Below are 24364 nucleotides of genomic sequence, written 5' to 3'. Positions count from 1 at the left end.
CGCAGATCGAGCTGTTCACCAAGGCCGACCAGTACAAGAACGACGTCTACGTGCTTCCGAAGCATCTCGACGAGAAGGTCGCCGAGCTCCACCTCGAGAAACTTGGCGTGAAGCTGACCAAGCTCTCCCAGAAGCAGGCCGACTATATCGGCGTGCCCGTCGAAGGCCCGTTCAAGCCCGACCATTATCGGTATTGAGCGGTCGAGTTCGAGTTGGTTGAAAAGGCCGCTCCGGATTAGTTCCGGGGCGGTCTTTTTTTATGTTTGCATGACGTTGCACGAAAGACACAGGACCGCAGAAAGCTCCGGCTCGCTATTGCCAATGAACTTCGCCGATGCCTTTATCTACTCATCGCCGGAGGGGGCGAAACATAACGGACTGTGGGGGACGGTCCATCGGGTAATAAAAGGGGCCTCTTATGAACCTTTCGCGGACGCGCTCCATGATGCGCCTCGTGCTCTCGACTTCGGCAATTGGTGCGGCGCTCGCCGCGACCGGCGCGATCGCCCAGACAGCGCCTGAAGATACTTCGACGCCCACCTCGCTGACACCTTCGGCGCCACAAGCGGACAACAGCAACGCTGCTGATGACGAAATTGTTGTTACCGGGTCGCGCATCGCGCGACGTCGCGGCACTGAAACGGCATCGCCACTGCAGACAATCACGTCAGAAGATCTAGACGCGCGCGGCTATCAGACAGTTGCGCAAGCCCTCAACGAATTACCCTCGTTCGGTGTGCCAGGCGCGTCGCCTGTTGGCTTCAACCAATCTGGTTTCGGCGCCGGCCAGAGCTTCGTCGACTTCCTCGGCCTGGGTTCGCAACGCACCCTCACACTCGTCAACGGTCGCCGCTTCGTTGGCGGCAATACGGCATCTATTTTCGGTCCGACAGGTTCCGGCGGCAATCAGGTTGACCTCAACGTCATCCCCACGAAGTTGATTGATCGAGTTGAGACGGTCGCGGCGATCGGCGCGCCCATCTACGGCTCGGACGCGATCGCCGGCACGATCAACATCATTCTCAAGAAAAATTATGAAGGCCTCGACCTAGACGCGCAGTCGGGTATTTCGGCACGCGGCGACGCCCCAGACTATCGGGTCCGCTTGCTTGCCGGCAAGAATTTTGCCGGCGGTCGCGGCAACATCACGATCGCTGCGGAATATGATGAGTCGAAGGGGCTATTCTTCAAGGATCGTAAGGTCACATCCTCCGATGATCGTTTCGACGTTCCGGCGTCCGGATCGGGCCCGCAAGTGATCTGGAAAGACGAGCGGATTCCGTCGATCTCACAATACGGCATCCCGTTAGTTTATGACTTCATCAATACCGCGCCGGGCAATCAGTCGGCTGCCTATATCGGCGATCCGACGCTAAACGTCGGTGTCGTTAACGGCGGCGGGCAACAGCTCAAGTTTGACCAACAGGGAAATCTCATTCCGATTGAGTTCGGTACCGTGGTCGGCGACGCGGCGGACGCGACCAACATATTCTTCTCGGGCGGTAACGGCTTCAGTCTGCGCGACGTCGAAAACCTTCTGACAGACGTTAAGCGCTACAGCACCAACGTTGAATTGTCGTACGATCTGACTAACAACGTGCGCTTCTTCGCGGAGGGTTGGTATAGCGTCAGCCAGGGTCGTAATCTTGCTAACCAGCCGGGCTATAATTCCGCGCTGTTTGGCGGAGGCGGTCTGCGCGACGGCAATGTGATTCTGTCAGTTAACAATCCATTTTTGTCGCCGGCCGCGCGGGCGACGATTATTGATTCGATCAACAACAGCCTTTTTACTAATCCTGGACAAGATTATTTCTACCTAGCTCGGGCGAACGTGGATCTGTCGTCGGGCGTGTCCACCGGCAAGTCGGAGATCATGCGCTTCGTGGGCGGTTTCGACGGGAAAGTGAATGTCGTGCCGGCAGGCGATTGGCGGTTCGAGGCCTATTTTAACTATGGACGTTCGCGCGTCACCAGCAAGAACCCCGAGTTGAATGAGCGCAACTTCCTCAACGCAGCGGGCGCGATCGGCCTGGATAATCCCAACGGCATTCCTTGTTTGGCTGGTCTGCCGAACTCGCCGGTTGCTACGCTGAGCTCGACCTGTGCTCCGCTGAACCTGTTCGGCGGCCAGGTGTCGGACGCGGCCAAAGCCTATATCACTTCGATCGCCACGCCAAAGAACGTCAACAACCAATATGACGGGGTGATTTCAATCGCGGGCCCTCTGTTTAAGCTCCCGGGCGGCGATTTCTCGTTTGCACTAGGATTTGAACATCGCGCCGAGAATTCGCGATTCGATCCCGGCGTCTTCTACCGTGGTGCAAGCACCGATCAGTATCCCGGCATCGACTTCGATGGAGACGGCGATCCTGTCGACCTATATTATGGTCGATCGGTGCCGATCTTGCCCGTTTACGGCAAGTATCACACCAATGAGATTTTCGGCGAACTTAACGCCGACCTGATTTCACCGAGCAACAATGTGCCGTTCGTCAGTGAGTTGTCGATCCAGACTGCCGGCCGCTACATCTGGAATTCGCAAGCTGGTAACGACCCGACCTACACTTTCCAGGGCCGCTACGCACCGATTAAGGATGTGACGTTCCGTGCCGCCTTTACCCGTGCGGTGCGTGCGCCGTCGATCACCGAGGCGTTCAACCCCAGCTCGAGCTCTTACGGGTTCGCGACCGACGTGTGCGACAAGAACCTGCGCAATTCAGGACCCGATCCGGCGACGCGCGCTGCAAACTGCCTCGCGGCGGGCGTGCCGACCAACTTGACGTCGCAGTCGAACGCCCGGTCGTTCCCGAACTTCGTCGTCGGCAACGCGTCACTGCAGAACGAGAAGTCAAACAATTTTACGGTGGGCACGGTCATAACCCCGCGCTTTCTCCCGGGATTCAGCGCGACGGTCGATTGGGTGAACATCAAACTGAAGAATGCGATCAGTCAGTTCTCCAATTCTCAAGTGGTCTCGGGCTGCTACGATGCCACCAATTTCCCGAACAACCAGTTCTGCTCGCTTGTTACGCGCGACTTTACCGGAACGTCGGCTACCAACCCGAATTACGGGCAGTTGAGCAGGGTCGGCACGAGCTATTTCAACTCGTCCGAACTAAGCTACAAGGGTATCCTTGCCGAAGTGTCGTATCGCACCTCGACCGATTTCATCGGCAAGGGCAGCCATCTCGCGTTCGATATCAACTACCAGTATCTGGACACGCTCCAGACCATCGTAACGGCGGGCTCGGCGCCGGTTCATACTGCCAATTCGGTCGGCTATTCGCGGCACAAGGGTGTCGCGACGGTCCGTTACGACAACGGTGGTTTCTTCGGACAAGTGCAGATCAATTATATCGGCAAGGCGCGGATCGATCCGGACACGGCGTTGAATTTCTATTCAATCCCGGAGGTGAAGGCTTTCACATACGTGAATCTTTCGCTGCGCTATGATGTCGGGAAGCACTTCTCGATCAATGCGGATGTCGATAACGTGTTCGATGTGAAGCCACCCTATCCATATCCGGCATCGGGCGGCACGACGACCTATTTTCAGGGTATCCTAGGAACCTACATGCGCGTCGGAGCCGCGGTGCATTTCTAAGCCCGCAGATAATAGACCTTGTTCAGGGCCGGCGAGCAGTCGTCGGCCCTTTTTTGCGGTATATTTATCGTAGGTCACCGGGTTCGCGGTCGGCGACGGGCTGTAGATCTGGCTGGAGCTCCGGCGGTCGCCGACGATGAACGTAGCGACGTAATGGATGTACGCCCGGCTGGTCAGCCTTGTACCGGACAGGGGCCCGGTTAAATAATTGATCTGAAATAACATCACACCCCATCCGCCGCGCCCATTCGCCGTGGGCGGTATTTCTTGCGAAACGTGCATGGCCTGGGCGACCAGGGCCCCACGCGGATTGGGAGCGTTCTTGGTAAATGATGGTCCAAACGCCACTCTGCCTCATCGAACCGCAACGCATGTTCTGCAGCGATCCTATGGCGCCTTCATGCGGCGATGGCGTCCATCAGCCGATCCGACACTCGCGAAGGTGAATGGCACGCACCGCCGCTCGACATTGCTCGTCGTTCACAGATTTTCAACCTTCCCGGTGGAGAATAACCGCGAGGGAGCATGCGTGGTAATGTTGGGCGGGATCAATGGCGCGCTGAAAGGGGTCTATAGGTTCAGTGCGAACCTGTTGCGTGACCGCAAAGGTGTGTCCGCCCTGGAGTTCGCGATAGTGGGCCCCGCCTTTTTGGCACTGCTGCTCGCGATCTTGTATACGATGATGATCTATTTGGCGCAGCAGATGCTCGAGACCGCAGCCCAAAGCGCGGGTCGTTTGATGCTGACCGGCGCGGCTCAAACGACGTCACTCGCCAACGGCCACGTCGGCATGACGGCCAGCGACTTCAAGAATGCCATCTGCAACGGTTTTTCCGGTACGGGAGTGAATGGCGAGGCGATCACCGTGCGCCCCATGCTCCCGTCGATGCTTTCGTGTTCGCGCCTCACAGTCAACGTCGCGACCGCCAGCACCTACAACGTGTCCAACGCCGCTGCGCCGACCTTCACGTACGACAGCAATGGCGTCCTGATTTCGACTGGAACTGGCTACAATTATCAGTCGAGCGGCGCCGGACAGAACCGTATTGTCGTCCTTCAACTGATTTACCTGTGGCCGACAGGAAAGGGGCCCCTCGGACTCAACCTGACGAACCAGCCGAACAGCAACCGCCAACTTGTGGCGACCTCGGTGTTCACGACCGAGAACTACACCTGCAACACGTCGCAGACGTCATGCTGAAGCGCCTCGCACAAGATGCTAGCGGGGTGGCGATAGTCGAGTTCGCCTTCACCTTGCCTGTGCTTCTGCTCCTGTACATGGGCGGATGCTGCCTGTCGGACATGATCGCCTGCAACCGCAAAGTGGCGGTCGCGACTCGTTCTCTGGTCGATCTCGTCAGCCGAACAATGTCTCCCACCGTCCTCTACAACGACCCGAACAGCGCGAATGCCAAGTCCTACCTTAGCGCTAGTGCAGTCGTGCTGTCGCCCTACAAGCTCGATGCCGCGACTGAGCAGATTTCGCTTCTCAGGGTGTGCGATGCGTCACATGCTTATGTCGTCTGGGCCCAGGCCCAGACGCAGAACGCTGACGGGAGCGTGGTCGCTAACGCGACACCTGACCAGGTCGAAGGCACATTGCCGACCAGCGAGGCTCAATCGGCCAACACGGTCGTTTCGATCCCGACGGACATGATCACTTCGACCATGATACCGACCTCCCCAGACGGCTCGAACGTGTGTGGAAACCTTGCCCCGGGCAACAGCAACAAGACCCAGGTCGGCACGGCCGGTGGCTGGCTGTACAGGGGCAAGATTACCTACAACTTCACCCCGGTGATCAGCTTCATCCCTCTGCAAAACACGGCGCTGACGAAGACCATCTACATGGTTCCTCGCCTTTACTAGGTGCACATATGATGCGGAAACTTCCATCGGCGACGGCTTCGACCGCATGGCTCAGATTCCTTCGTCGGCTGAAAGCCGACAAGAAGGGAGGCGTTCTGATGATCATGGGATTCGCGCTCATTCCACTGACCTTCGCGGTCGGTTTCGGTATCGACTATGCTCGCGCCATGAGCCTCCAGACGCAGTTGGACGCCGCTGCCGATGCTGCCGCTTTGGCGGCCGTCGCGCCCTCCATGATTCTTCAGCCCAACTCCGCGTCGAACTCTGCGGCAAACGCGATGTTCAAGGCGCAGGCAAGCTTGCTGAACGGCTACCAGGATCTGCAGGTGACGGCCACGATCCTGGACGGAACGTCGGGGAGTAGCGGTGCCCTGGGCTATCTTCGCAAAGCTACCGTCACCTATACGGCTCAGTCTATAAACGTCTTCGGCGGCATCCTCGGGGCGCCAACTCTGACGATCAAGGGAACGTCCACGGCAAGCGCTGCACAGCCGCCCAATGTCGATTTTTATCTGGCGATGGACAATTCGCCTTCGATGCTTTTGCCCGCGACTTCTGATGGAGTGAGCAAAATCATTGCGGCCACGAAGACCACGGAAAACGCCAATGGCTGCGCGTTTGCCTGTCACGCGCAACTTCCAAAGAATGACAACATCTACATCAAAGATACGCTGAAGCGGCACATCCTTCTCTCGACAGGATATTATACTGCGGGATCGGCGAACAACGGCGTATTCTACCGTTGGGACCAATCGGCGAACTTGGTGTACGACAGTTCCGGCAACCTGATGACATCCACTTCAACGTCGGTGTCGGGGCCTACAAGGACGACGACCGGATCCGGAAGCAATAAGAAGTATGTCGATACGACGGTGACGACAGTGTCGGTTACGACTTATACGGTTACCAATAGCACTTCCGGCCCCTCAACCGTGAACAAGAAGGTGACGTCTACCCCCACGACGACCACGGTGACGACGCCGGTGAGTGGTGGTAGTTCTACGACCACGACGTCCACCGGTACTCCAACCTCGACTAGTTCCGTCTATGATTACGGATACTGGGCTGACGGTTATTGGCTCACTCATAATTACGGAGTGATATACGGTAGTCCGTCGAGTATCACCTTGCGCAAGGACGATGTCGTTTCAGCGGCTTCCCAGCTGATCCCGTTCGCCGCGAACCAGGCCACCCAATATCATGTGACCTACCAGGCACAAATGTTCTCGTTCGACTGGACGCGATCCGGTAGCTCGTCGCCTGTCAAAACGCTCAATTCCCTCACTGACGTAGCATCCTATGGTAGCGGCTTCTCGGCTGCCTCGTTGTTCCCGGCTGACGATTACTGGTGGCAGAATTCACAGCCCTCGAACGGCACGAACAACAACGATCAGTCCACTGAAATGACCAACATGCTGACCGTGATGAAGAACACCATTCCCACTGCGGGAACCGGCGCGCCTGGAGCGACGCCGCAAAAAATATTGTTCATCATTTCAGACGGCATGCTGGATCAACCGAACGGCGGCGGACGCTATTTCGGGCCGATGCGGAGTAGCGATCTCACCCAATGCACCGCGATCAAGGCCAAAGGGATCAAGATTGCCATCCTCTACACACAATATCTGCCGGAATCGCTCGCCGGCGACTCCTGGTCGCAGTCGAACGTAGCGCCATTCCTGCCGGCCCCTCCGTCGCCTTATCCCGCCGGCAATGCGGGAAGCTCGGATCAGGTTCTCGCGGGGCTGCAAAGCTGTGCTTCAACGGGTATCAACGGTTCGCCGCTGGTTCAGACCGTGACGGCCAATGATAATATTACCACCGCTCTCCAACAGCTCTTTTCAACTGCCCTCCAAACCGCTCGATTGGTTCAGTAAAAAGGCGCAGACTTGAAAATGTCGACTGGATGGCTACCCGACGCGGCGGCGCCGATCTTGCGGCCGCGTCGGCCGATATCGAACTAAGGCGGGTATAGGCGTCCAGGTACCCCAACTAGCCGCGCCGTTCGGCGAACTCGCCATGGGGCCGATATTATCGGGGACGAAGTCCGCCACATCGTCGCGTACCGTGTGAGTATGCTACGCGTCATGGCGGTGTTGCCAACTTCGGCGCCGCTCGCCTTGGTCGGCGCAAAACTCGACCCTCTGGTCGTCGGCCATTCGTCCGTGACCTTGTCGGCAGAAACTTTGGGTCCTGGTCGGGTGGCCTTCGCGCTCAGCGTCGGATCGCTGCACCCATGAATTTGCCGCCGGCGAGAACGCCCGCATCGCATACCTTGTTGCAGACGAGCCGTGACGACGTAAAGACGCGCCGTGCCGATTTCCGAGTCCTCCAGTCCGCATGCTGCGGTGGCGATAGTTACCGATCTCTGGCTCGATCTCGCGTTGAGCTACGCCCCGGACAGGTCTCGCGCCGCGCTTGACGCGCTCTTCGCGCTCGACACTGTGCTGGGGAATGTCTTGCGCACGACGCGCGAGCCGTTGGTCGGACAGATGCGGCTCGCCTGGTGGCGCGAGGCGCTACAGGAACTCGACATGTCCGGAGCGCCCGGCGAACCCGTATTGCAGTCTCTGGCCGCCGCAGTCCTTCCGCTGGGAATCGAGGCACAGGCGCTTAGCGGCATGGTGGATGCGTGGGAGCCGTTGCTGGACGATATCGAAACCGGCGCGATCGACGATCATGCGCGCCTGCGCGGCCGCGCATTGTTCACCATGGCGGCACGCGCGCTCGGCACGGCGACAGATGATCCGGTTGGAGAGGCGGGTGAGGGATGGGCGCTGGCGGATCTCGCCGCCAATCTCAGCGACCCGGCACTGGCGAGCCGCGCGCGGGAACGTGCCGCGACCATGCTCGCTTCCGTCCGCCGGTCGCGATGGAGCAGGAATGGGCGGGCACTGGGCGCGCTGGCGCTGGTTGCCGACCGACAACTGAGCGGACAGATCTCTCCGACCTTCGTCCTTCGACTCGCGTGGTTCCGACTGACCGGCAGATAGCACCAGGATGGAGGGATTCGGTTTTCTCCGCCTTTCCTGCGCGCTAGCGTTGGATCAAAGGAGGACCGAGCGATGTGGCGATATCTTGCGGGGGCGGCGGCCGGCATTTTGCTGGTGGTGGCGGGAATGACATTGCAGGCGATGCGATCGCCGCCCGCGACGACGCTTGCCGCCATGCCGGCGGCCGCGGCCGAAACCGCCGCGCCGGACGGACAGACGACCAGTCCTGCCGTGCCCGAGGCGTTGCCGGCCACGCGCGAGCAGAAACGGTTCGATCGCTATGACAAGGATCGCAACGGCTCGATCACGCGAGACGAATATCTGATGGCGCGGCACAAGGCGTTCGCCAAGCTGGACGTCGACAACAATGGCACCCTGTCGTTCGACGAATGGGCAGTGAAAGCGGAAACCAAGTTCGCGCTGGCCGACAAGGACAAGTCCGGTGCGATGAATGCGGCCGAATTCGCCACCACGGCGGTAAAGCGCAAATCCAAGCCGCGGCCCAATTGCCGCCCTGCGGCACCTGCTTCAGCGCCCGCCGACGACAAAAACGAGGAGGATTCCTAAGCGGCCGCCAGCCGCGCTTAAGCGGCTAACCAGCCGGCAAGCGCGGTGCGGGCGCGATCGGTGTACATCTTCTTGCGATCCGCCTTCTTCGTGCGGCCGGCGATGGGTGGGAACAGGCCGAAATTGACGTTCATCGGCTGATAGGTTTCGGCCTCGGCCGCGCCCGTGATGTGGTTGAGCAGCGCGCCGAGCGCCGTTTCGACGGGCGGTGGCTGCAGAGTGTCACCGCGCAGTTCCGCCGCCGCGAAACGGCCCGCGAGCAAACCTACAGCCGCGCTTTCGACATAACCTTCGCACCCGGTAATCTGGCCGGCGAAACGGATATTGGGCCGCGCCTTCAGCCGCAACGTCGGGTCGAGCAATTCGGGCGAGCGGATGAAGGTGTTGCGGTGCAGCCCGCCCAGCCGCGCGAATTCCGCGTTTTCGAGGCCCGGGATCGTGCGGAACAGCCGCACTTGCTCGGCGTGTTTCAGCTTGGTCTGGAACCCGACGATGTTCCACAGGGTGCCCGTGGCATTGTCCTGGCGCAGCTGGACCACGGCATACGGCCAGCGCCCCGTGCGAGGATCATCGAGACCGACGCCTTTCATCGGTCCGAAGCGGAGCGTCTCCGGTCCGCGCTCCGCCATCACCTCGATCGGCATACAGCCCTCGAAATAGGGCGTGTCCTTTTCCCATTCGCGGAATTCGGTCTTCTCGCCATCGATCAGCGCCTGGACGAAGGCGTGGTACTGGTCCTTGTCGAGCGGGCAGTTGATGTAATCCTTGCCGTCGCCCTTGTTCCAGCGCGACTGGAACCAGGCGGTTTCCATGTCGATGCTGTCGCGATAGACGATCGGCGCGATCGCGTCGAAAAAGGCGAGCGCGTCGCTGCCCGTCGCCGCGCCGATGCTGGTCGCGAGCCCAGGGGCGGTGAGGGGGCCGGTCGCGATGATCGCGAGGCCATCGTCGGGAAGCGTATCGACTCGTTCGCGGACGATCGTGATGTTGGGATGCGCTGTCAGCCGCGCCGTGACGCCAGCCGAGAAACCGTCGCGATCGACCGCCAGCGCCGATCCTGCCGGCACCTTGTGACGATCGCCCTCGCTCATGATGATCGAACCGAGCGCGCGCATTTCGGCATGGAGCAGGCCGACCGCATTGTTCTCCGCATCGTCCGATCGGAAGCTGTTGGAGCAGACCAGTTCGGCCAGACTGTCGGTATGATGCGCCGGCGTCATGTCGCCGCTGCCGCGCATTTCGGAGAGCTTCACGCGAACGCCGGCTTCCGCCAGCTGCCACGCGGCCTCGGATCCGGCGAGACCGCCGCCGATGATGTGAATGTCATGAGTCATGGCACTGGGCGATAACCGCGCCGGCCCCGGATGACAAAGCATGTTGCCGATATCGAGCCATGGGGCCATCACATCGCCATGACGGCGATTCCATCGAGACCTCGCGCGACATGGGTGCTGATCCTGGCGATACTGGCTGGCGTCAGCTTCTGGTTCGTCGGGCAGCACACCATTCCGCGACCGCCCTGGATCGCGTGGAAAGGGGCAGGGGTCGGCTTGCTGACGATCTGGGCGGCCCTTAATGCCCGCGGACGGGATGGCTGGCTGATCACTGTCGTCCTGGCCCTTGGCACGCTTGGCGATGTGCTCCTCGAACGCAGCCAGTCCGGCGGCGCGCTGGCGTTCCTCGCGGGGCACCTCACCGCGATCATTCTCTATCTGCTCCATCGCCGAAGCAAACCCTCGCCGAGCCAGATAATCCTGTCCGTGCTGCTGTTCGTCGGTGTGCCGCTGATCGCGTTCCTGCTCCCGGCTGATCGCGCCGCCGCGCCCGGCATCGCCCTCTATGCCACCGGGCTCGGCGCGATGGCCGCGAGTGCCTGGATCAGCCGTTTTCCGCGCTATCGAGTGGGGCTCGGCGCGGTCCTGTTCGTCGCGTCGGACCTGCTGATCTTTGCCAAGATGGGACCACTGGCGGGTTCGTTGATCCCGGTGATGCTGATCTGGCCGCTCTATTTTGCGGGTCAGGCGCTGATCGCCTGGGGAGCGGTCACGACTTTGCTGCGTTGGAAGGACGATGAAGATCTTCACCATCGGTTATGAAGGCACGACGATGGACGCCTTCCTTTCCACTTTGCGCGAGGCGGGCGTCGAGCAAGTGATCGACGTCCGCGCCTTACCGCTCTCGCGTCGTCCGGGATTTTCGAAGAACATTTTGGCCGCAACGCTGAAGGACAGCGGGATCGACTATATCCACCTCAAGGCGCTGGGCACGCCCAAAGCCGGACGGGACGCGGCGAAGAAGGGCGACTGGCGGACGATGGAACGCGTCTATGAAGGGCAGCTGCATTTGCCCGAGGCGCAGGCGCAGGCGGCGCAATTACGCCACCTCGCCGCGGAAAAACCCTCGGCGCTGCTGTGCTTCGAGCGCAATCCCAAACATTGCCATCGTACGATGCTGCTTCGCGAAGAAGGCGAAGGGTTCGAGGTCGTCGATCTGATTGCTTGAGCTGCCGTCAACCGGCGACAGGCAGCTTCACCGTTCCGTCATCGTTTCGTTCCAGCGCGCCATAGGCGATCACGACCTCGAGCGGCATGGAGCCGTAGATGTGCGGGAACAGCGCGCCACCGCGCGATTCCTCCCATTTTACGGTTTCACCAAGCGCAGCGAGGTCGATCGCAGCGACCCACAGGTCCGATTGCCCGGCGAAATGCCTGTCAACCGTTTCGGTCAGCTGGTCGCGGGTCGAGAGGTGGATATAGCCATCGGCCAGGTCGATCGGCGCACCCTTGAAAGCGTCGGCTTCCAGGGCGCGCATCTGATCGGCGGTCAGCACCTTATAGGCGATGGACGGACGCTCGCTCATTCGCCGTCGGCCGGACCCGCGGCGCTGCCATCGGCAGTATCGGCGCCGGGATCGGGCGCGACCTCGCGCTCTTCTCCCGTCGTCAGGTCGGCCTCGGCATCGCCTTCGGTTTCCTCGATCCGCGCGGCCGATACGACATGCTCGTTCTCGGCCACGTTGAACAATCGAACGCCCGCCGAACCGCGGCCGATCACACGCAGATCGCCGAGCGACATGCGGATCAACTTGGCCTGGTCGGTGACGAGCATCAACTGATGCCCCTTGGTCGCCGGGAAACTGGCGACGACGGGGCCGTTGCGGGCGATATTGTCGATATTGGTAATGCCCTGGCCGCCGCGGCCGGTGCGACGATATTCATAGGCCGAGGACAATTTGCCATAGCCGTTGGCGCAGACGGTCAGGATGAACTGCTCCTTGGCCATCAGCTCTTCGTAGCGGGCGTCGTCCATCTCGCGCGGCTTGCGCGTGCCTTCGGTATCTTCGCCCTTCCACGGCGCGTGGCGCAGATAGTCCTCGCGCTCTTCCTGGTCCCTGACGCCGACCTTGTGCAGGATCGACAGCGAAATCACCTCGTCGCCATCGGCCAGGCGCATGCCGCGCACCCCGGTCGAATTGCGGCTCTGGAACTCGCGCACTTCGTCGCCGGCGAAGCGGATCGCCTTGCCCTGGCGCGTGGCGAGCAGCACGTCGTCGCTCTCGTCGAGCAAGGCGACGCCGATCAGCCGATCGTCCTCATCCTCGCCTTCGAACTTCATCGCGATCTTGCCATTCGACGGCACGTTGGTGAACGCATCCATCGAGTTGCGGCGCGCCGAGCCCTTGGCGGTCGCGAACATGACGTGGAGCTTGCCCCACTCATTCTCGTCCTCGGGCAGCGGGAGTACTGTCGAGATAGTCTCGCCTTCGGCCAGCGGTAGCAGGTTGATCATCGGCCGGCCGCGGGTATTGGCGCCGCCTTCGGGCAGGCGCCACACTTTCATCCGGTAGACGCGGCCAAGCGTCGAGAAGAACAACACCGGCGTGTGCGTCGAGGTGACGAACAATTCGGTGACCGCGTCCTCCTCCTTGGTCGCCATGCCGGCGCGGCCCTTGCCGCCGCGCGCCTGGGAACGGAACGTGTCGAGCGGCGTGCGCTTGATATAGCCCTGCATGGTCACGGTCACGACCATGTCCTCGCGCTCGATCAGGTCCTCGTCCTCGATGCCGTCGGCCGCCGCCGCGATCTCGGTGCGGCGCGGCGTGGCGAACTCGGCGCGCACCGCGGCCAGCTCCTCGCGCATCACTTCATAGAGGCGCGCGCGGTTGGCGAGGATTTCGAGCAATTCGGCGATGGAGGAGGCAAGTTCCTCGAGCTCGCTGCCGATCTCGTCGCGGCCGAGCGCCGTCAGGCGGTGGAGGCGCAAATCGAGGATCGCGCGCACCTGAAGGTCGGACAGGCGATAGGTATCGCCGGTGACCTCCACGTCGGTCGCCTCGACCAAACGGATATAGGGCGCGATCTCTGCGATCGGCCATTCGCGCATCAGCAACGAATGGCGCGCCTCGGTCGGGCTCGACGACCCGCGGATGATGCGGACGACTTCGTCGAGATTGGTGACCGCGATCACCAGACCGAGCAACAGGTGGGCGCGGTCGCGCGCCTTGGCGAGCTCGAACTTCGAGCGGCGCGTGATGACCTGTTCGCGGAACTGGATGAACGCCTGGATGAAATCGCGCAGGTTGAGCAGGTCGGGACGGCCGCCGCGGATCGCCAGCATGTTGGCCGGAAACGAGCCCTGCGCCGGGGTGTGGCGCCACAATTGGTTGAGCACGACTTCGGCCGTCGCGTCGCGCTTCAGGTCGATGACGATCCGGACGCCCTCGCGGTTCGATTCGTCGCGGATATCGCTGACGCCTTCGATCCGTTTGTCCTTGGCGGCTTCGGCAATCTTTTCGACGAGCGCGTTCTTGCCCTGTTGATAGGGAATTTCGGTGAGCACGATCGAGCGGCGATCACCGCGTCCCTCTTCGATTTCGTAGCGCGAGCGGACGATGATCGAGCCGCGACCGGTTTCATACGCGGATCTTGCGCCCGATCGGCCGAGGATCACGGCGCCGGTCGGGAAATCCGGACCGGGGACGATTTCCATCAGCTCCTCGGTCGTGATCGCGCCATTGTCCATGTACGCGAAGCATGCATCGATCACTTCGCCCAGATTGTGCGGCGGGATATTGGTCGCCATGCCGACCGCGATGCCGCCGGCGCCGTTGACCAGCAGATTGGGAAAGCGTGCCGGCAGGACCGACGGTTCGCTTTCCGAACCGTCGTAATTGGGAACGAAGTCGACCGTATCCTTGTCGAGGTCTTCCATCAGGAAGCTGGCCGACTTGGCGAGGCGCGCTTCGGTATAACGCATCGCGGCGGCGGGATCGGGATCCATCGATCCGAAATTGCCCTGGCCGTCGATCAGCGGCAGCCGCATCGCCCAATCCTGGGTCATGCGCGCCAAGGCTTCGTAGATCGAACTGTCGCCGTGGGGGTGATATTTACCGATCACATCGCCGACGATGCGCGCCGATTTGCGGTATGGGCGATTGTAGAAGAACCCGCTTTCCTGCGCGGAGAACAGGATTCGGCGATGCACCGGCTTCAGCCCGTCACGCACGTCCGGCAGCGCACGGGCGACGATCACGCTCATCGCGTAATCGAGATACGACGACTTCATCTCATCGACGATGGAGATGGGGGTAATGTCCGAGGGGTCGGCGAGGACGGTCTCGTCGGTCAAGTTCTGGGGTCTTTCAGGTGATGTTGCTGTTCGATGACGACCCTAGCGGGTGATGCAACCGATGTCACGCGCGCGCGTACGCGCGCGAGGGCGATCATCGCTCGAGCGAGGTGCCGGAGCGGCGGTAGACCCGCAGCATTCACCATTCAATCGGCGTTCAGCAGCTTTCGGCCAGTTGGTCGCGACGTGCCTTGAACCCCTGGCGCTCGCTGATTAGAGCGGCGGGGAGGGTTCCCCCGCCCATGAGGAGAGTTTGATGAAGAGCATTTCGACGGCCGCCTTCGCCGCGGCGATGGTCGCCGGCGCGACCGGGCTGGCTTTCGCGCCGCCCGCTTTTGCCAAGAAGAAGGAAGAGGCGCCGGCCGGCCCGCAATATACCCAGGCCGTCGCGGTCGCCGCGAACAAGGCGAAGACCGCGCTGCTCGCCAAGGATATGGCCGGCGCCGAAGCCGCGGTGGCCGAAGCCGAGGCCGCGGCCAAGACCGACGACGACAAATATATCTCGACCTTCCTGCGCTATGCCCTGGTTTCGCAGAAGATCGCCGATTCCTCGGCCGGCACCAACGGTGCCTTCGATCCGGCGCCGATGATCGCTCCGCTCGACGCGCTGATCGTCAATCCAAAGACGCCGGCGGACATGCTGCCCAAGTTCGAATACAGCCGCGCGACGATCGCTTACGACAACAAGGATTGGGCGCGGGCGAGCCGGCTGTTCCAACAGGCGCAGCAGCACGGTTCGACCGAAGCCAATCTGCCGCTTTATCTGGCTAAGGCCAAGGTCCAGGCCGGCGACGCCGCCGGCGGCATGGCCGACCTCGAAAAGCTGATCGCTACCGGCAAGCAGTCGGAAGACATCTATAAATACGGCATCGCGCAATCGGCCGCCGCGGGTCTCAAGCCGCAAACGGTGGTCTGGCTGAAGCGCTGGCTCGTCGCCTATCCGACGTCGAAGACCTGGCGCGACGCGCTCGGCTATTACGCGTTGACCCAGAACCCGGTCGCCAAGCTCGACAAGAAGCAGATGATCGATGTGTTCCGGCTGATGCGCCAGACCAAGTCGCTCGCCGACCAGAATTATTACGAGGAATATGCGCAGAAGGTGATGGACGTCGGCCTGCCCGACGAAACCAAGGCGGTGATCGCCGAGGGCAAGGCGGCGGGCAAGATTCCCGGCACCGGCAATTCCAACATTCAGGCGCTGGTCACCAGCTCGAACAGTCAGGTCGCGGCTGAAGGTTCGTTCGCGGGCCTCGAGACCAAGGCGGCTGCCTCACCCAACGGCGCGCTGTCCTCGCAAACCGGCGACGCGTTCCTGGGTCGCGGCGATTATCCCAAGGCGATTGCGCTCTACAAGCAAGCGCTGGCCAAGGGCGGCGTCAATAATGACGAGGTGAATACGCACCTGGGCATCGCACTGGCGCTCTCGGGCGACAAAGCCGGCGCCAAGGCGGCGTTCGCCGCGGTAACTACCGCGCCGCGTAGCGACATTGCCGGCTTCTGGTCGACCTGGATCGACAATCCGCCAACCAGCTGATTCGGACGATATGATGGGAGAGGGGCGGCTGGCGACGGCCGCCCCTTTTTCAATCGGCGCCGACCGGGATGCCCGGCTGATTCTTCGACGTGCGGATGGTCAGCGACGTCTTGACGCTCGCCACGTTGGGGGCGGGTGTCAGGTGGGTCGTCAGGATATCCTGAAACGCTTTCAGGTCCCCGGCGACGATCTTCAGGATGAAGTCGATCTCGCCATTGAGCATATGGCATTCGCGTACTTCGGGAATCGTCGCGATATGCGATTCGAACGCGGTCAGGTCGCGCTCGGCCTGGCTCTTCAGGCTGACCATGGCGAACACCGTGATCGGATAGCCGAGAGTCGCGGGATCGAGTTCGGCATGATAGCCCTTGATCGCGCCCGCTTCCTCCAGCGCGCGTACGCGGCGCAGGCATGGCGGCGCGGTCAAGCCGACGCGGTCGGCGAGTTCGACATTGGTCATCCGTCCGTCGGCCTGTAGCAAAGACAATATCTGCCGATCGATCCGATCCAACGCCATCGCCGGTTCTCCAAGAATTTTATGCGAGTTAGCCCGATCGCCAACATAATATAATTGCCGGGTTGCGCAATCGTCCCACATTGCGACGCGCCAAAATGAACCGTTTTAAGCGCGCCGAGGTCCGGTTAAGAAACTTGTAAGGCGCGGCGGTTCCGCGCGATCCGAGGGCCCCCGTTCTTGCGTTTCGACGATAGCCTCGACACCGTGCTCGGCGCCGATATGGCAACGTCGTTCGGCGCGCAATCGGCATGGCGTCAGTTGACCGATCTAATCGGGCGCCGGCGAGCAGCTCCCGATGCCAGGGTAATTGAGCGATTGCGGGCGATAAGGCGCCGGGTGCCGATGCGGACCCGCGCGGCTAGCGCGCGCAATCTCGCCTTCGCCAACCCGCCAGCGGAACTCGTCCGGCTGTTCGCGGAGGATGAGCCGTCGGTTGCGGCGCCTGTGATCGCTGTGGCTCGGCTGACTGGCGACGAATGGCGCGCAATGCTGCCCGATCTGCCACCGACGTCTAGGTCGCTGCTGCGCCATCGTCGCGACCTTCCTGCGGACACGGTGCGCGCGCTCGACAGTTTCGGGTCGTCGGACTTCGCGTTGCCGCAACCTGGTGGCGCGTCTTGGCGTGAGCCGGAGCCGGTCACCTCCGCGGTCGAGGCGTTCGTATCGGACCGGGCGGCGCCCGGCGATAACCCGCGGCACGGCGAATCGCCGGCTATCGCACCCGCCAACGACGCGGGCCCCGCCCCAGCGCCCAGGGGGCCGTTCCAGATTGCCGATCTGGTCGCCCGAATCGACGCCTATCAGCGCGACCATGGCGAACTCGGCCGTCCGCCGCGCGCGATCGACAGCGACGAACCGATCGACCATTTCTGCTTCGAGACCGACGCTACCGGCACCATCCGCTGGGTAGACGGCGCGCCACGCGAGCCGCTTATCGGCGTGCTGCTTGGTACCGGCTCGGCGCAGGTCGACGGCGTGGTCAGCGGCGCGTTCCGGCGTCGCGCTTCCTTTGTCGATGCGCGCCTGGTGATTGCCGGTGCGTCGCCTGCAGCCGGGCAATGGCAGGTGTCGGCGACGCCGGCGTTCGATCCCGCCATTGGCCGGTTCACCGGCTATCGCGGCGTGGCACGCCGTCCGCGGGCCGATCAGCGCGCCGAGCCGATGGCCAGAAACGCCCCGTCGCCCGAGGCGTTACGGGCATTGGTCCACGAACTGCGCACACCGACCAATGCAATTTCGGGTTTCGCCGAGATGATCGAGGCGCAAGTGCTTGGTCCCGCGCCCGACGTCTATCGCGAGCGCGCTAGCGCGATCCGCCATGACACGCACGATCTGATCGCCGCGATCGACGATATCGACACGGCCGCACGGATCGAACAGGACGCCCTGGTCCTGCGTCCCGGCGTGGTCGGAGTGGCGCCGCTGCTCGCGCGCGCCGCGCGCGACCTCGAACCCTTGATGCTGCTCCGGCAATCGGTGGTCGATATCGATAGCGGCCCGCCCGGACTCGCCATTGCCGGGGACGAAGTTGCAGTCGCTCGCCTGATCAGCCGGTTGATGGCTTTGGCAGTCGGCGCGAGCGGCATCGGCGAACGGGTGGCGGTCAGGGCATGGTCGAAGGACGGCCAGGCGCGGATCGCCGTCGACCGCCCGAGCGCTTTTGCCGCATGGCCGGGTGACGCCCTGTTGTCGCTCGAAGGCGAAGACCAGGAAGGCACGTTGCTGGGCACTGCCTTTGGGCTAAGGCTGGCGCGCAACCTGGCCGGCGAACTCGGCGGTAGCCTGAAGATTGGTGAGCAGCGCTTGACATTGCGCCTGCCGGCGGCGTTGGATCACGGGGTGGGGCAACTCTCTTCCAATTGACGTGACCGAAGTGTTCCGTCCGCAATCGCCGGCGGCCGGCGACCTCGTCGCGTGGCCGGATTCGTTCGGCACGCGCTTCGTCGTGTTTGTCGACACCGAAGAGGAATTCGACTGGAGTCAGCCGCTTGCACGCGAGAACCGGTCGGTCGCAGCCGTGGCTGCGCTCCCGGCGGCGCACGCGCGGTTCGCCGCAGCCGGCGTGCCGCTTGCGTTGATGGCCGACCACCCGATCGCCACCGATCCGCGCGCGATCGATCTGATCGGGCCATTGCTGACCGGCGGTACGTCGGTTGGGACGCAGCTTCACCCCTGGGTCAACCCGCCGTTCGACGAGGCGCTGGCTCCGGCCAACAGCTTCGTCGGCAACCTGCCGCGCGCGCTCGAAGAAGCGAAGCTGGTGGCACTGACCGAAGCGATTACGACCGCCTTCGGAACGCGCCCTACCGCGTACCGCGCCGGGCGTTATGGGCTGGGTCCGGCGAGCTTCGATCTGTTGGCGGCGCATGGCTATCGCCTCGACAGTTCGATGCGCCCCGGTTTCGATTATGGATCGGAAGGCGGGCCGGATTTCTCCGCGCTCGGCAACCACGCCTTTCGCACCGGCGGCATCGTCGAATTGCCACTGACCACCGTCTTCACCGGCGTTGCGCGATCGGCCGGGATGACGCTTTACCGGGCAGCTGGAGGTATCCCGAAGGGGAGGGCGGTGCTCGCCCGGTCCGGGATGCTCCAGCGTATTCCGCTGACGCCGGAGGGCATTCCGGTGCGCGAGGCGCTGGAAGCGATTCGCGTCGCGATCGGCGAGGGCGTTCGAGTGTTGAGTTTTGCTTTCCACTCGCCCTCGCTCGCTCCCGGGCACACGCCCTATGTGAAGGATGACGCGGAGCTGGCCACCTTCTGGCACTGGTGGGACCGGGTACTGGCCGAACTCGATCGGCTCGGTGCCACGGCAGCGGGGCTGGACGATGTGATCTCCGCCGCGGCGGCAGGCAACGTTGGTGGGCCCGGCAGGACTTGAACCCGCAACCTAGCCGTTATGAGCGGCCAGCTCTAACCAATTGAGCTACAGGCCCCACCCGTGAGGCGCACGACGCTAGCGGAGCTAGTGTCGAGACGCCGAATGCCGAACGGCCTCGCATCAGCGAGGACCGACGACGCGCGATTTACTGCCGCGTCGGCATTTAGCAAGCGACAGGAACATCGTGCGGAAAAGCCGGCATCGGCTTTCCGCACAATGCGATCCGGTTCTAAGCGCATGAGCCCTCGTTTGCACTCGGGAATTTTGCGGGCGGGTGTCCCCCGGACACCCGCTGATCCGCAAAATTGGTCGGGGAGACAGGATTCGAACCTGCGACCCTCTGGTCCCAAACCAGATGCGCTACCAGGCTGCGCCACTCCCCGACGCGGGCGATCCTCTAGGCGGCATTGCCGCACGCGGCAAGCCGCTCATTTTTTCCGTATCCGACAGCCCGAGATGCGCCGAACCATAAGCAAGAAAGGGCGGCTCCCGCAGGAACCGCCCCTCTATCGTACCGCCGGGCCAAGCCTGACGGCGCGAAGCTTACTTCTTGGCCGGCGCGGTGGTGTTCGCCGCTTCGGCACGGATCGAATCCGCCGCGTTGTTCAGGCTGTCCGACGCATTGCTGACTTCAGCAGCCGCGGTGTTGTTGGTGAGGTCACTGGCCTGATCCGACAGATTGTCGGCTTCGGCCGCCAGGTTGTCCGCAACCGCGTCGGCATTCGCCGCAGCCGGGGTCTGCGATTTGCAGGCCGCCAGGGACACCAGGCTCGCGGCGGCGAGAACAATGGCGATCTTCTTCATTTGGGTGCTCCCAAAAAATTACCGTCGTTTCGCAGCCGGGCCGAACCGCCCTTCGCGAGCCTGGAGGAATAACGGCGACATTGTGGCGGTCAACGATCAAATTGTCGCACGTTTCGGGATCGCGCCCAGCCGCGTGCACGGTCGCCGAGATTCACTCGCTCGTATTCGGGGTGACCGGCCCGAATTCTTCGGGCGCATTGGCGACGATCGCTAATACCGTCGTCCAGGCGGCGACGTTCTGGCGAAGTTGCTGCGGGTCGATCTTGTCGAGCGTGTCCTCCGGCGTGTGGTGCCAGTCGAAATATCGTAGTCCCGACTGGGCGAGAGTCACCGCGGGAACGCCGGTCGCGAGCACGGGGCCGACATCGGTTCCGCCACCAGCGACGTCCTTCCCGCGCACGATGCCGAGCGGTGCCAGCGCCGCCGCCAGCCGGTCGCCGACGGCCTTGGCGCTGTCGGGAAGGTTGGTATTGAACCGCCAGACATTGTCGGCACCGAAATCGGACTCGCTTGCCATCGCGAACTTCTCGCCGACATGCGCCTTGGCATAGGCCGCGCCGCCGAACCCGCCCGGTTCCTCGGCGCCGAACCAGACGACCCGAATGGTGCGGCGCGGGCGCGGTCCGTCGAGCAGGCGCTTGGCCGCTGCGGTGGTGATCGCGACACCGGCGCCATCGTCGATTGCGCCGGTGGCGAGGTCCCAGCTGTCGAGATGGCCGCCGATCAGGATGATGCCCGCCTTGGGATCGGTGCCGGGCACTTCGGCGACGACATTGCCCGATTCGGCGTCGGGCAGCGTCTGCGGCGTGAGAACCAGCTTCATCGTCACCTTATCCGTGCGTGCGAAGATGCGTTCGAGTTGCTCGGCGTCGGCGACCGACAGCGCGCCGGCCGGAATCGGCGTGACACCCGGCGTCCAATTGGTGCCGCCGGTATGGGGCCAGCGGCCCTTGTCGCTGCCGATCGAGCGGATGACGGTGGCGACGGCGCCTTTCTTGGCGGCGATGTTCGGGCCGATGAAGCGTGCGCCGCCATAAGCGCCATAGCCGCTGCCATCCTGCGTCGCCTCCATCTGGTTGGAGATGAACGCGATCTTGCCTTTCAGGCTACCGTCGGGCGCGGCGATCAGGTCGCCGAGCGTCGGGAAATAGACCACTGGCGCGGTGATGCCCTCAGGCGGGGTGGCGCCCGAACGGCCGAGCGCGGTGACGACGAGTCTCTGCGGGTAAGGGCCGACGATCTCGGCCGTCTCCGCGCCGCGCACCCACACGGGCATCTTGTAGGTCTCGATATGGACGTTCTGGAAACCGAGCTTCTTCAGCCGGGTCACTGCCCAGGCGCGGGCGCGCGCTTCGGCCTCGGTCGCCGCCAGCCGTGGACCGACTTCGGTGGTCAGATCCTCGACGATGTCCCAAGCGACTTGATCCTTGAGTGCCGCGTCACGGGCCTTCGCAACCGCGGGATCGACCTTTGCGGGTTCGGACATCGCACTGCGTTGCGCGAGGGAGATCGAGGGAATGGCAAGAGCAAGCGTGGCGGCGGATAGCATCAGCGTTATGCGCATGGGTTCAGGTCTCCTGCGACGAACGGAGCCCAGCGCCGGACGGCGCGTGGGAAGGGCGTGTTGCTTAGGGCCAATACGCTCTGCCGAGCAAGCCGCCGGGGCTTTCCAATCGGCGGTCCAATCGCTATCTGCCCGCTCTACTTTTCCGGCAATTTCAAACCACGGAGCAACGTGCCGCCATGGCCGCCCAATACGCTTATGTCATGAAGGACATGACCAAGTCCTTCCCCGGCGCCCCCAAGCCGGTGCTGAGCAACATCAACCTGCAATTCTATCACGGCGCCAAGATCGGCATCGTCGGCCCCAACGGCGCCGGCAAGTCGACGCTGATGAAGATCATGGCCGGTATCGACCAGGATTTCTCTGGCGAGGCGTGGCCGGGCGAGAATATCACGGTCGGCTATCTGGCGCAGGAGCCCGAACTCGATCCGAACAAGTCGGTGCTCGAGAACGTCAAGGACGGCGCGCGGGGCGTGGCCGACATGGTCGACCGCTTCAACGCGATCTCGGCGGAAATGGGCGATCCCAAGGACGATACCGATTTCGACGCGCTGATGGAGGAGATGGGCGATCTCCAGGGCAAGATCGACGCGGTTGACGGCTGGACGCTCGACAGCCAGCTCGAACTGGCGATGGAAGCCTTGCGCTGCCCGCCGTCGGACTCGCCGGTCACCAACCTGTCGGGCGGCGAGAAACGCCGCGTCGCGCTGACCCGGCTGCTGATCCAGAAGCCGTCGATCCTGCTGCTCGACGAACCGACCAATCACCTCGATGCCGAAAGCGTCGAATGGCTGGAAAACCATCTCAAGGAATATGCCGGCGCGGTGCTGATGATCACCCACGACCGCTATTTCCTCGACAATGTGGTCGGCTGGATCCTCGAGATCGACCGCGGTAAATACTTCCCGTACGAAGGCAATTACTCGACCTACCTCGAAAAGAAGTCGAAGCGGCTCGAGCAGGAGGAGCGCGAGGAATCCGGACGCCAGAAGGCGATCAAGGACGAGCTCGAATGGATCCGGCAGGGGGCCAAGGCGCGCCAGACCAAATCCAAGGCGCGTATCGCCAAGTTCGAGCAGCTGGTCGAGGCGCAGCAGAACCGTACGCCCGGCAAGGCCCAGATCGTCATCCAGGTGCCCGAGCGACTGGGCGGCAAGGTGATCGAGGTCGAGAATCTGTCGAAGAGCTATGGCGACAAGCTGCTGTTCGAGAACCTTTCGTTCACGCTGCCCGCCGGCGGCATCGTCGGCGTGATCGGACCCAACGGCGCGGGCAAGTCGACGTTGTTCAAGCTGATCACCGGGCAGGAAACACCCGATTCCGGCACAATCGAGATCGGCACCACCGTGCGCCTAGGCTATGTCGACCAGAGCCGCGACCATCTCGACGACAGCAAGAACGTCTGGGAGGAGATCTCCGACGGGCTCGACTATATGAAGGTCAACGGACACGACCAGTCGACCCGCGCCTATGTCGGTGCGTTCAACTTCAAGGGCGCCGACCAGCAGAAGAATGTCGGCAAGCTGTCGGGCGGTGAACGCAACCGCGTCAACATCGCCAAGATGCTCAAGCGCGGCGGCAACGTGCTGCTGCTCGACGAACCGACCAACGATCTCGACGTGGAAACGCTGGGCGCCCTGGAAGAAGCGATCGAGAATTTCGCCGGCTGCGCCGTGGTCATCAGCCACGACCGCTTCTTCCTCGATCGCCTGGCGACGCATATCCTGGCGTTCGAGGGCAACAGCCATGTCGAATGGTTCGAAGGGAATTTCGAATCGTATGAGGAGGACAAGCGCCGCCGCCTGGGCGACGCCGCGGATCGCCCGACCGCGCTTGCGTACAAGAAGCTGACGCGCTGACGATCGAAAAAGGCTCCGCGGTCATGGGACCGCGGAGCCTTTCTCAGCCCGACGGGGGGGGATGGTCGGGCTGCTATGCCGTAAACCTTTTGGTGAACCCTTTCACCGGCTGGCCCGCTTCGACATAGGCCTCGACATGGTCGACCCGCGCCAATGGCGGGCCTGCGCGGCATGCCTCGACCAGCGAGGCGACCGCATCCTCCTCCCCGGACGCCAATATCTCGACCGTGCCGTCGTTGCGGTTGCGCACCCAGCCGGTGACCCCCAAGGCCTGTGCCTTGCGGATGGTAAAATCCCTGAAGCCGACCTGGTGCACTTTACCCGACACCACGACCCGCTGCATTATCCCCATAAATTACAACCCTTTTTGACACGATTGCAGGGTTGGTCCCCACCAATCGCGCAGAGTCTAGCACCGGGCGAAGCGAACCGTAGCGTTACGATCCGCAGCCTGGCGTACAAGCGGGGCAATCCGGCGGCGACTGCCACGAATTTGCGCCGAACCGAACGACGCCGGTAGAGAGCCCGAGAGAAGTCAGGGAGG

20 protein-coding genes and 2 tRNA genes are annotated in these 24364 nt (G+C 62.6%); 13 read left to right on the top strand and 9 right to left on the bottom strand.

From position 1 onward, the window contains the following. From Q0L25_RS08725 to Q0L25_RS08695, 7 genes are all read left to right on the top strand, one after another. A partial coding sequence (locus Q0L25_RS08725; RefSeq protein WP_296613392.1) for an adenosylhomocysteinase occupies nucleotides 1-197 on the top strand: 197 nt, incomplete at its 5' end. 221 nt (nucleotides 198-418) lie between these two features. Next, nucleotides 419-3604: a TonB-dependent receptor gene (locus Q0L25_RS08720; RefSeq protein ID WP_296613390.1), complete on the top strand. Its 3186-nt coding sequence runs from the start codon at nucleotides 419-421 to the stop codon at nucleotides 3602-3604. Between the two features lie 400 nt (nucleotides 3605-4004). Then, nucleotides 4005-4805: a TadE/TadG family type IV pilus assembly protein gene (locus Q0L25_RS08715; RefSeq protein ID WP_296613389.1), complete on the top strand. Its 801-nt coding sequence runs from the start codon at nucleotides 4005-4007 to the stop codon at nucleotides 4803-4805. Then, a complete protein-coding gene (locus Q0L25_RS08710) occupies nucleotides 4799-5473 on the top strand; it encodes a TadE/TadG family type IV pilus assembly protein (protein WP_296613387.1) in 675 nt (224 codons plus the stop codon). The genes Q0L25_RS08715 and Q0L25_RS08710 overlap by 7 nt, the downstream gene beginning before the upstream one ends. A 98-nt stretch (nucleotides 5474-5571) precedes the next feature. After that, nucleotides 5572-7350, top strand: a complete 1779-nt coding sequence (locus Q0L25_RS08705; protein ID WP_296613386.1) for a pilus assembly protein TadG-related protein — start codon at nucleotides 5572-5574, stop codon at nucleotides 7348-7350. A 471-nt stretch (nucleotides 7351-7821) separates the two neighbouring features. Then, nucleotides 7822-8466 (top strand): squalene/phytoene synthase family protein, encoded by a 645-nt coding sequence (locus Q0L25_RS08700; protein WP_296613385.1) that lies wholly within the window; start codon nucleotides 7822-7824, stop codon nucleotides 8464-8466. 72 nt (nucleotides 8467-8538) lie between these two features. After that, nucleotides 8539-9033 (top strand): histidine kinase, encoded by a 495-nt coding sequence (locus tag Q0L25_RS08695; protein ID WP_296613383.1) that lies wholly within the window; start codon nucleotides 8539-8541, stop codon nucleotides 9031-9033. A 17-nt stretch (nucleotides 9034-9050) separates the two neighbouring features. On the opposite strand, the gene trmFO is transcribed toward Q0L25_RS08695, so the two are convergent. Continuing rightward, nucleotides 9051-10367 carry a methylenetetrahydrofolate--tRNA-(uracil(54)-C(5))-methyltransferase (FADH(2)-oxidizing) TrmFO gene (gene trmFO, locus Q0L25_RS08690; protein ID WP_296613381.1) on the bottom strand — a complete coding sequence of 439 codons (1317 nt, stop codon included), beginning with the start codon at nucleotides 10365-10367 and terminating at the stop codon, nucleotides 9051-9053. Between the two features lie 78 nt (nucleotides 10368-10445). Here trmFO and Q0L25_RS08685 point away from each other — a divergent pair, with 78 nt between their 5' ends. Both Q0L25_RS08685 and Q0L25_RS08680 read left to right on the top strand, forming a co-directional pair. Then, nucleotides 10446-11129 (top strand): lysoplasmalogenase, encoded by a 684-nt coding sequence (locus Q0L25_RS08685; protein WP_296613379.1) that lies wholly within the window; start codon nucleotides 10446-10448, stop codon nucleotides 11127-11129. Next, nucleotides 11104-11535 carry a DUF488 family protein gene (locus tag Q0L25_RS08680; RefSeq protein ID WP_296613377.1) on the top strand — a complete coding sequence of 144 codons (432 nt, stop codon included), beginning with the start codon at nucleotides 11104-11106 and terminating at the stop codon, nucleotides 11533-11535. Before Q0L25_RS08685 ends, Q0L25_RS08680 begins: the two co-directional genes overlap by 26 nt. 7 nt (nucleotides 11536-11542) lie before the next feature. Here Q0L25_RS08680 and Q0L25_RS08675 read toward each other — a convergent pair whose 3' ends face one another. Both Q0L25_RS08675 and gyrA read right to left on the bottom strand, forming a co-directional pair. Continuing rightward, a complete protein-coding gene (locus Q0L25_RS08675; protein ID WP_296613376.1) occupies nucleotides 11543-11893 on the bottom strand; it encodes a DUF952 domain-containing protein in 351 nt (116 codons plus the stop codon). Then, complete coding sequence (gene gyrA, locus Q0L25_RS08670) at nucleotides 11890-14661, bottom strand: DNA gyrase subunit A (RefSeq protein ID WP_296613374.1); 2772 nt, start codon at nucleotides 14659-14661, stop codon at nucleotides 11890-11892. The genes Q0L25_RS08675 and gyrA overlap by 4 nt, the downstream gene beginning before the upstream one ends. A gap of 256 nt (nucleotides 14662-14917) precedes the next feature. On the opposite strand from gyrA, the gene Q0L25_RS08665 reads away from it, so the two are divergent. Continuing rightward, nucleotides 14918-16195, top strand: a complete 1278-nt coding sequence (locus Q0L25_RS08665) for a hypothetical protein (RefSeq protein WP_296613373.1) — start codon at nucleotides 14918-14920, stop codon at nucleotides 16193-16195. A gap of 49 nt (nucleotides 16196-16244) precedes the next feature. Here the strand turns inward: Q0L25_RS08665 and Q0L25_RS08660 are convergent, their stop codons facing one another. Next, a complete protein-coding gene (locus Q0L25_RS08660) occupies nucleotides 16245-16712 on the bottom strand; it encodes an Lrp/AsnC family transcriptional regulator (RefSeq protein ID WP_066591155.1) in 468 nt (155 codons plus the stop codon). Nucleotides 16713-16889: 177 nt separating this feature from the next. On the opposite strand from Q0L25_RS08660, the gene Q0L25_RS08655 reads away from it, so the two are divergent. Together Q0L25_RS08655 and Q0L25_RS08650 are read left to right on the top strand one after the other, a co-directional pair. Continuing rightward, complete coding sequence (locus tag Q0L25_RS08655) at nucleotides 16890-18575, top strand: sensor histidine kinase (protein WP_367184102.1); 1686 nt, start codon at nucleotides 16890-16892, stop codon at nucleotides 18573-18575. Nucleotide 18576: 1 nt separating this feature from the next. Next, nucleotides 18577-19593 (top strand): WalW protein, encoded by a 1017-nt coding sequence (locus Q0L25_RS08650; RefSeq protein ID WP_296613371.1) that lies wholly within the window; start codon nucleotides 18577-18579, stop codon nucleotides 19591-19593. Here Q0L25_RS08650 and Q0L25_RS08645 read toward each other — a convergent pair. The 4 genes from Q0L25_RS08645 to Q0L25_RS08630 form a co-directional block, all read right to left on the bottom strand. Then, a tRNA-Ile gene (locus tag Q0L25_RS08645) sits at nucleotides 19572-19648 on the bottom strand. The genes Q0L25_RS08650 and Q0L25_RS08645 overlap by 22 nt on opposite strands. A gap of 251 nt (nucleotides 19649-19899) precedes the next feature. Further along, nucleotides 19900-19976 (bottom strand) — tRNA-Pro (locus tag Q0L25_RS08640). A 160-nt stretch (nucleotides 19977-20136) separates the two neighbouring features. Continuing rightward, nucleotides 20137-20397, bottom strand: coding sequence for a hypothetical protein (locus Q0L25_RS08635; protein WP_296613369.1), 261 nt, complete (start codon nucleotides 20395-20397; stop codon nucleotides 20137-20139). A 151-nt stretch (nucleotides 20398-20548) separates the two neighbouring features. Beyond that, nucleotides 20549-21961, bottom strand: coding sequence for a M20/M25/M40 family metallo-hydrolase (locus Q0L25_RS08630; protein WP_296613367.1), 1413 nt, complete (start codon nucleotides 21959-21961; stop codon nucleotides 20549-20551). A 179-nt stretch (nucleotides 21962-22140) separates the two neighbouring features. Between Q0L25_RS08630 and ettA the strand changes: the two genes are divergently transcribed. After that, nucleotides 22141-23820: an energy-dependent translational throttle protein EttA gene (gene ettA, locus Q0L25_RS08625; RefSeq protein WP_296613366.1), complete on the top strand. Its 1680-nt coding sequence runs from the start codon at nucleotides 22141-22143 to the stop codon at nucleotides 23818-23820. A 73-nt stretch (nucleotides 23821-23893) separates the two neighbouring features. Here the strand turns inward: ettA and Q0L25_RS08620 are convergent, their stop codons facing one another. Beyond that, nucleotides 23894-24172, bottom strand: a complete 279-nt coding sequence (locus tag Q0L25_RS08620) for an acylphosphatase (protein WP_296613364.1) — start codon at nucleotides 24170-24172, stop codon at nucleotides 23894-23896. Between the last annotated feature and the right edge of the window lie 192 nt (nucleotides 24173-24364).

It is taken from the genome of Sphingomonas sp., from assembly GCF_024508665.1.
In the GTDB taxonomy this organism is placed as follows: Bacteria; Pseudomonadota; Alphaproteobacteria; order Sphingomonadales; family Sphingomonadaceae; genus Sphingomonas.
The sequence above is the reverse complement of the archived record's forward strand: the minus strand, read 5'-3'. Positions and strand labels throughout refer to the sequence as shown.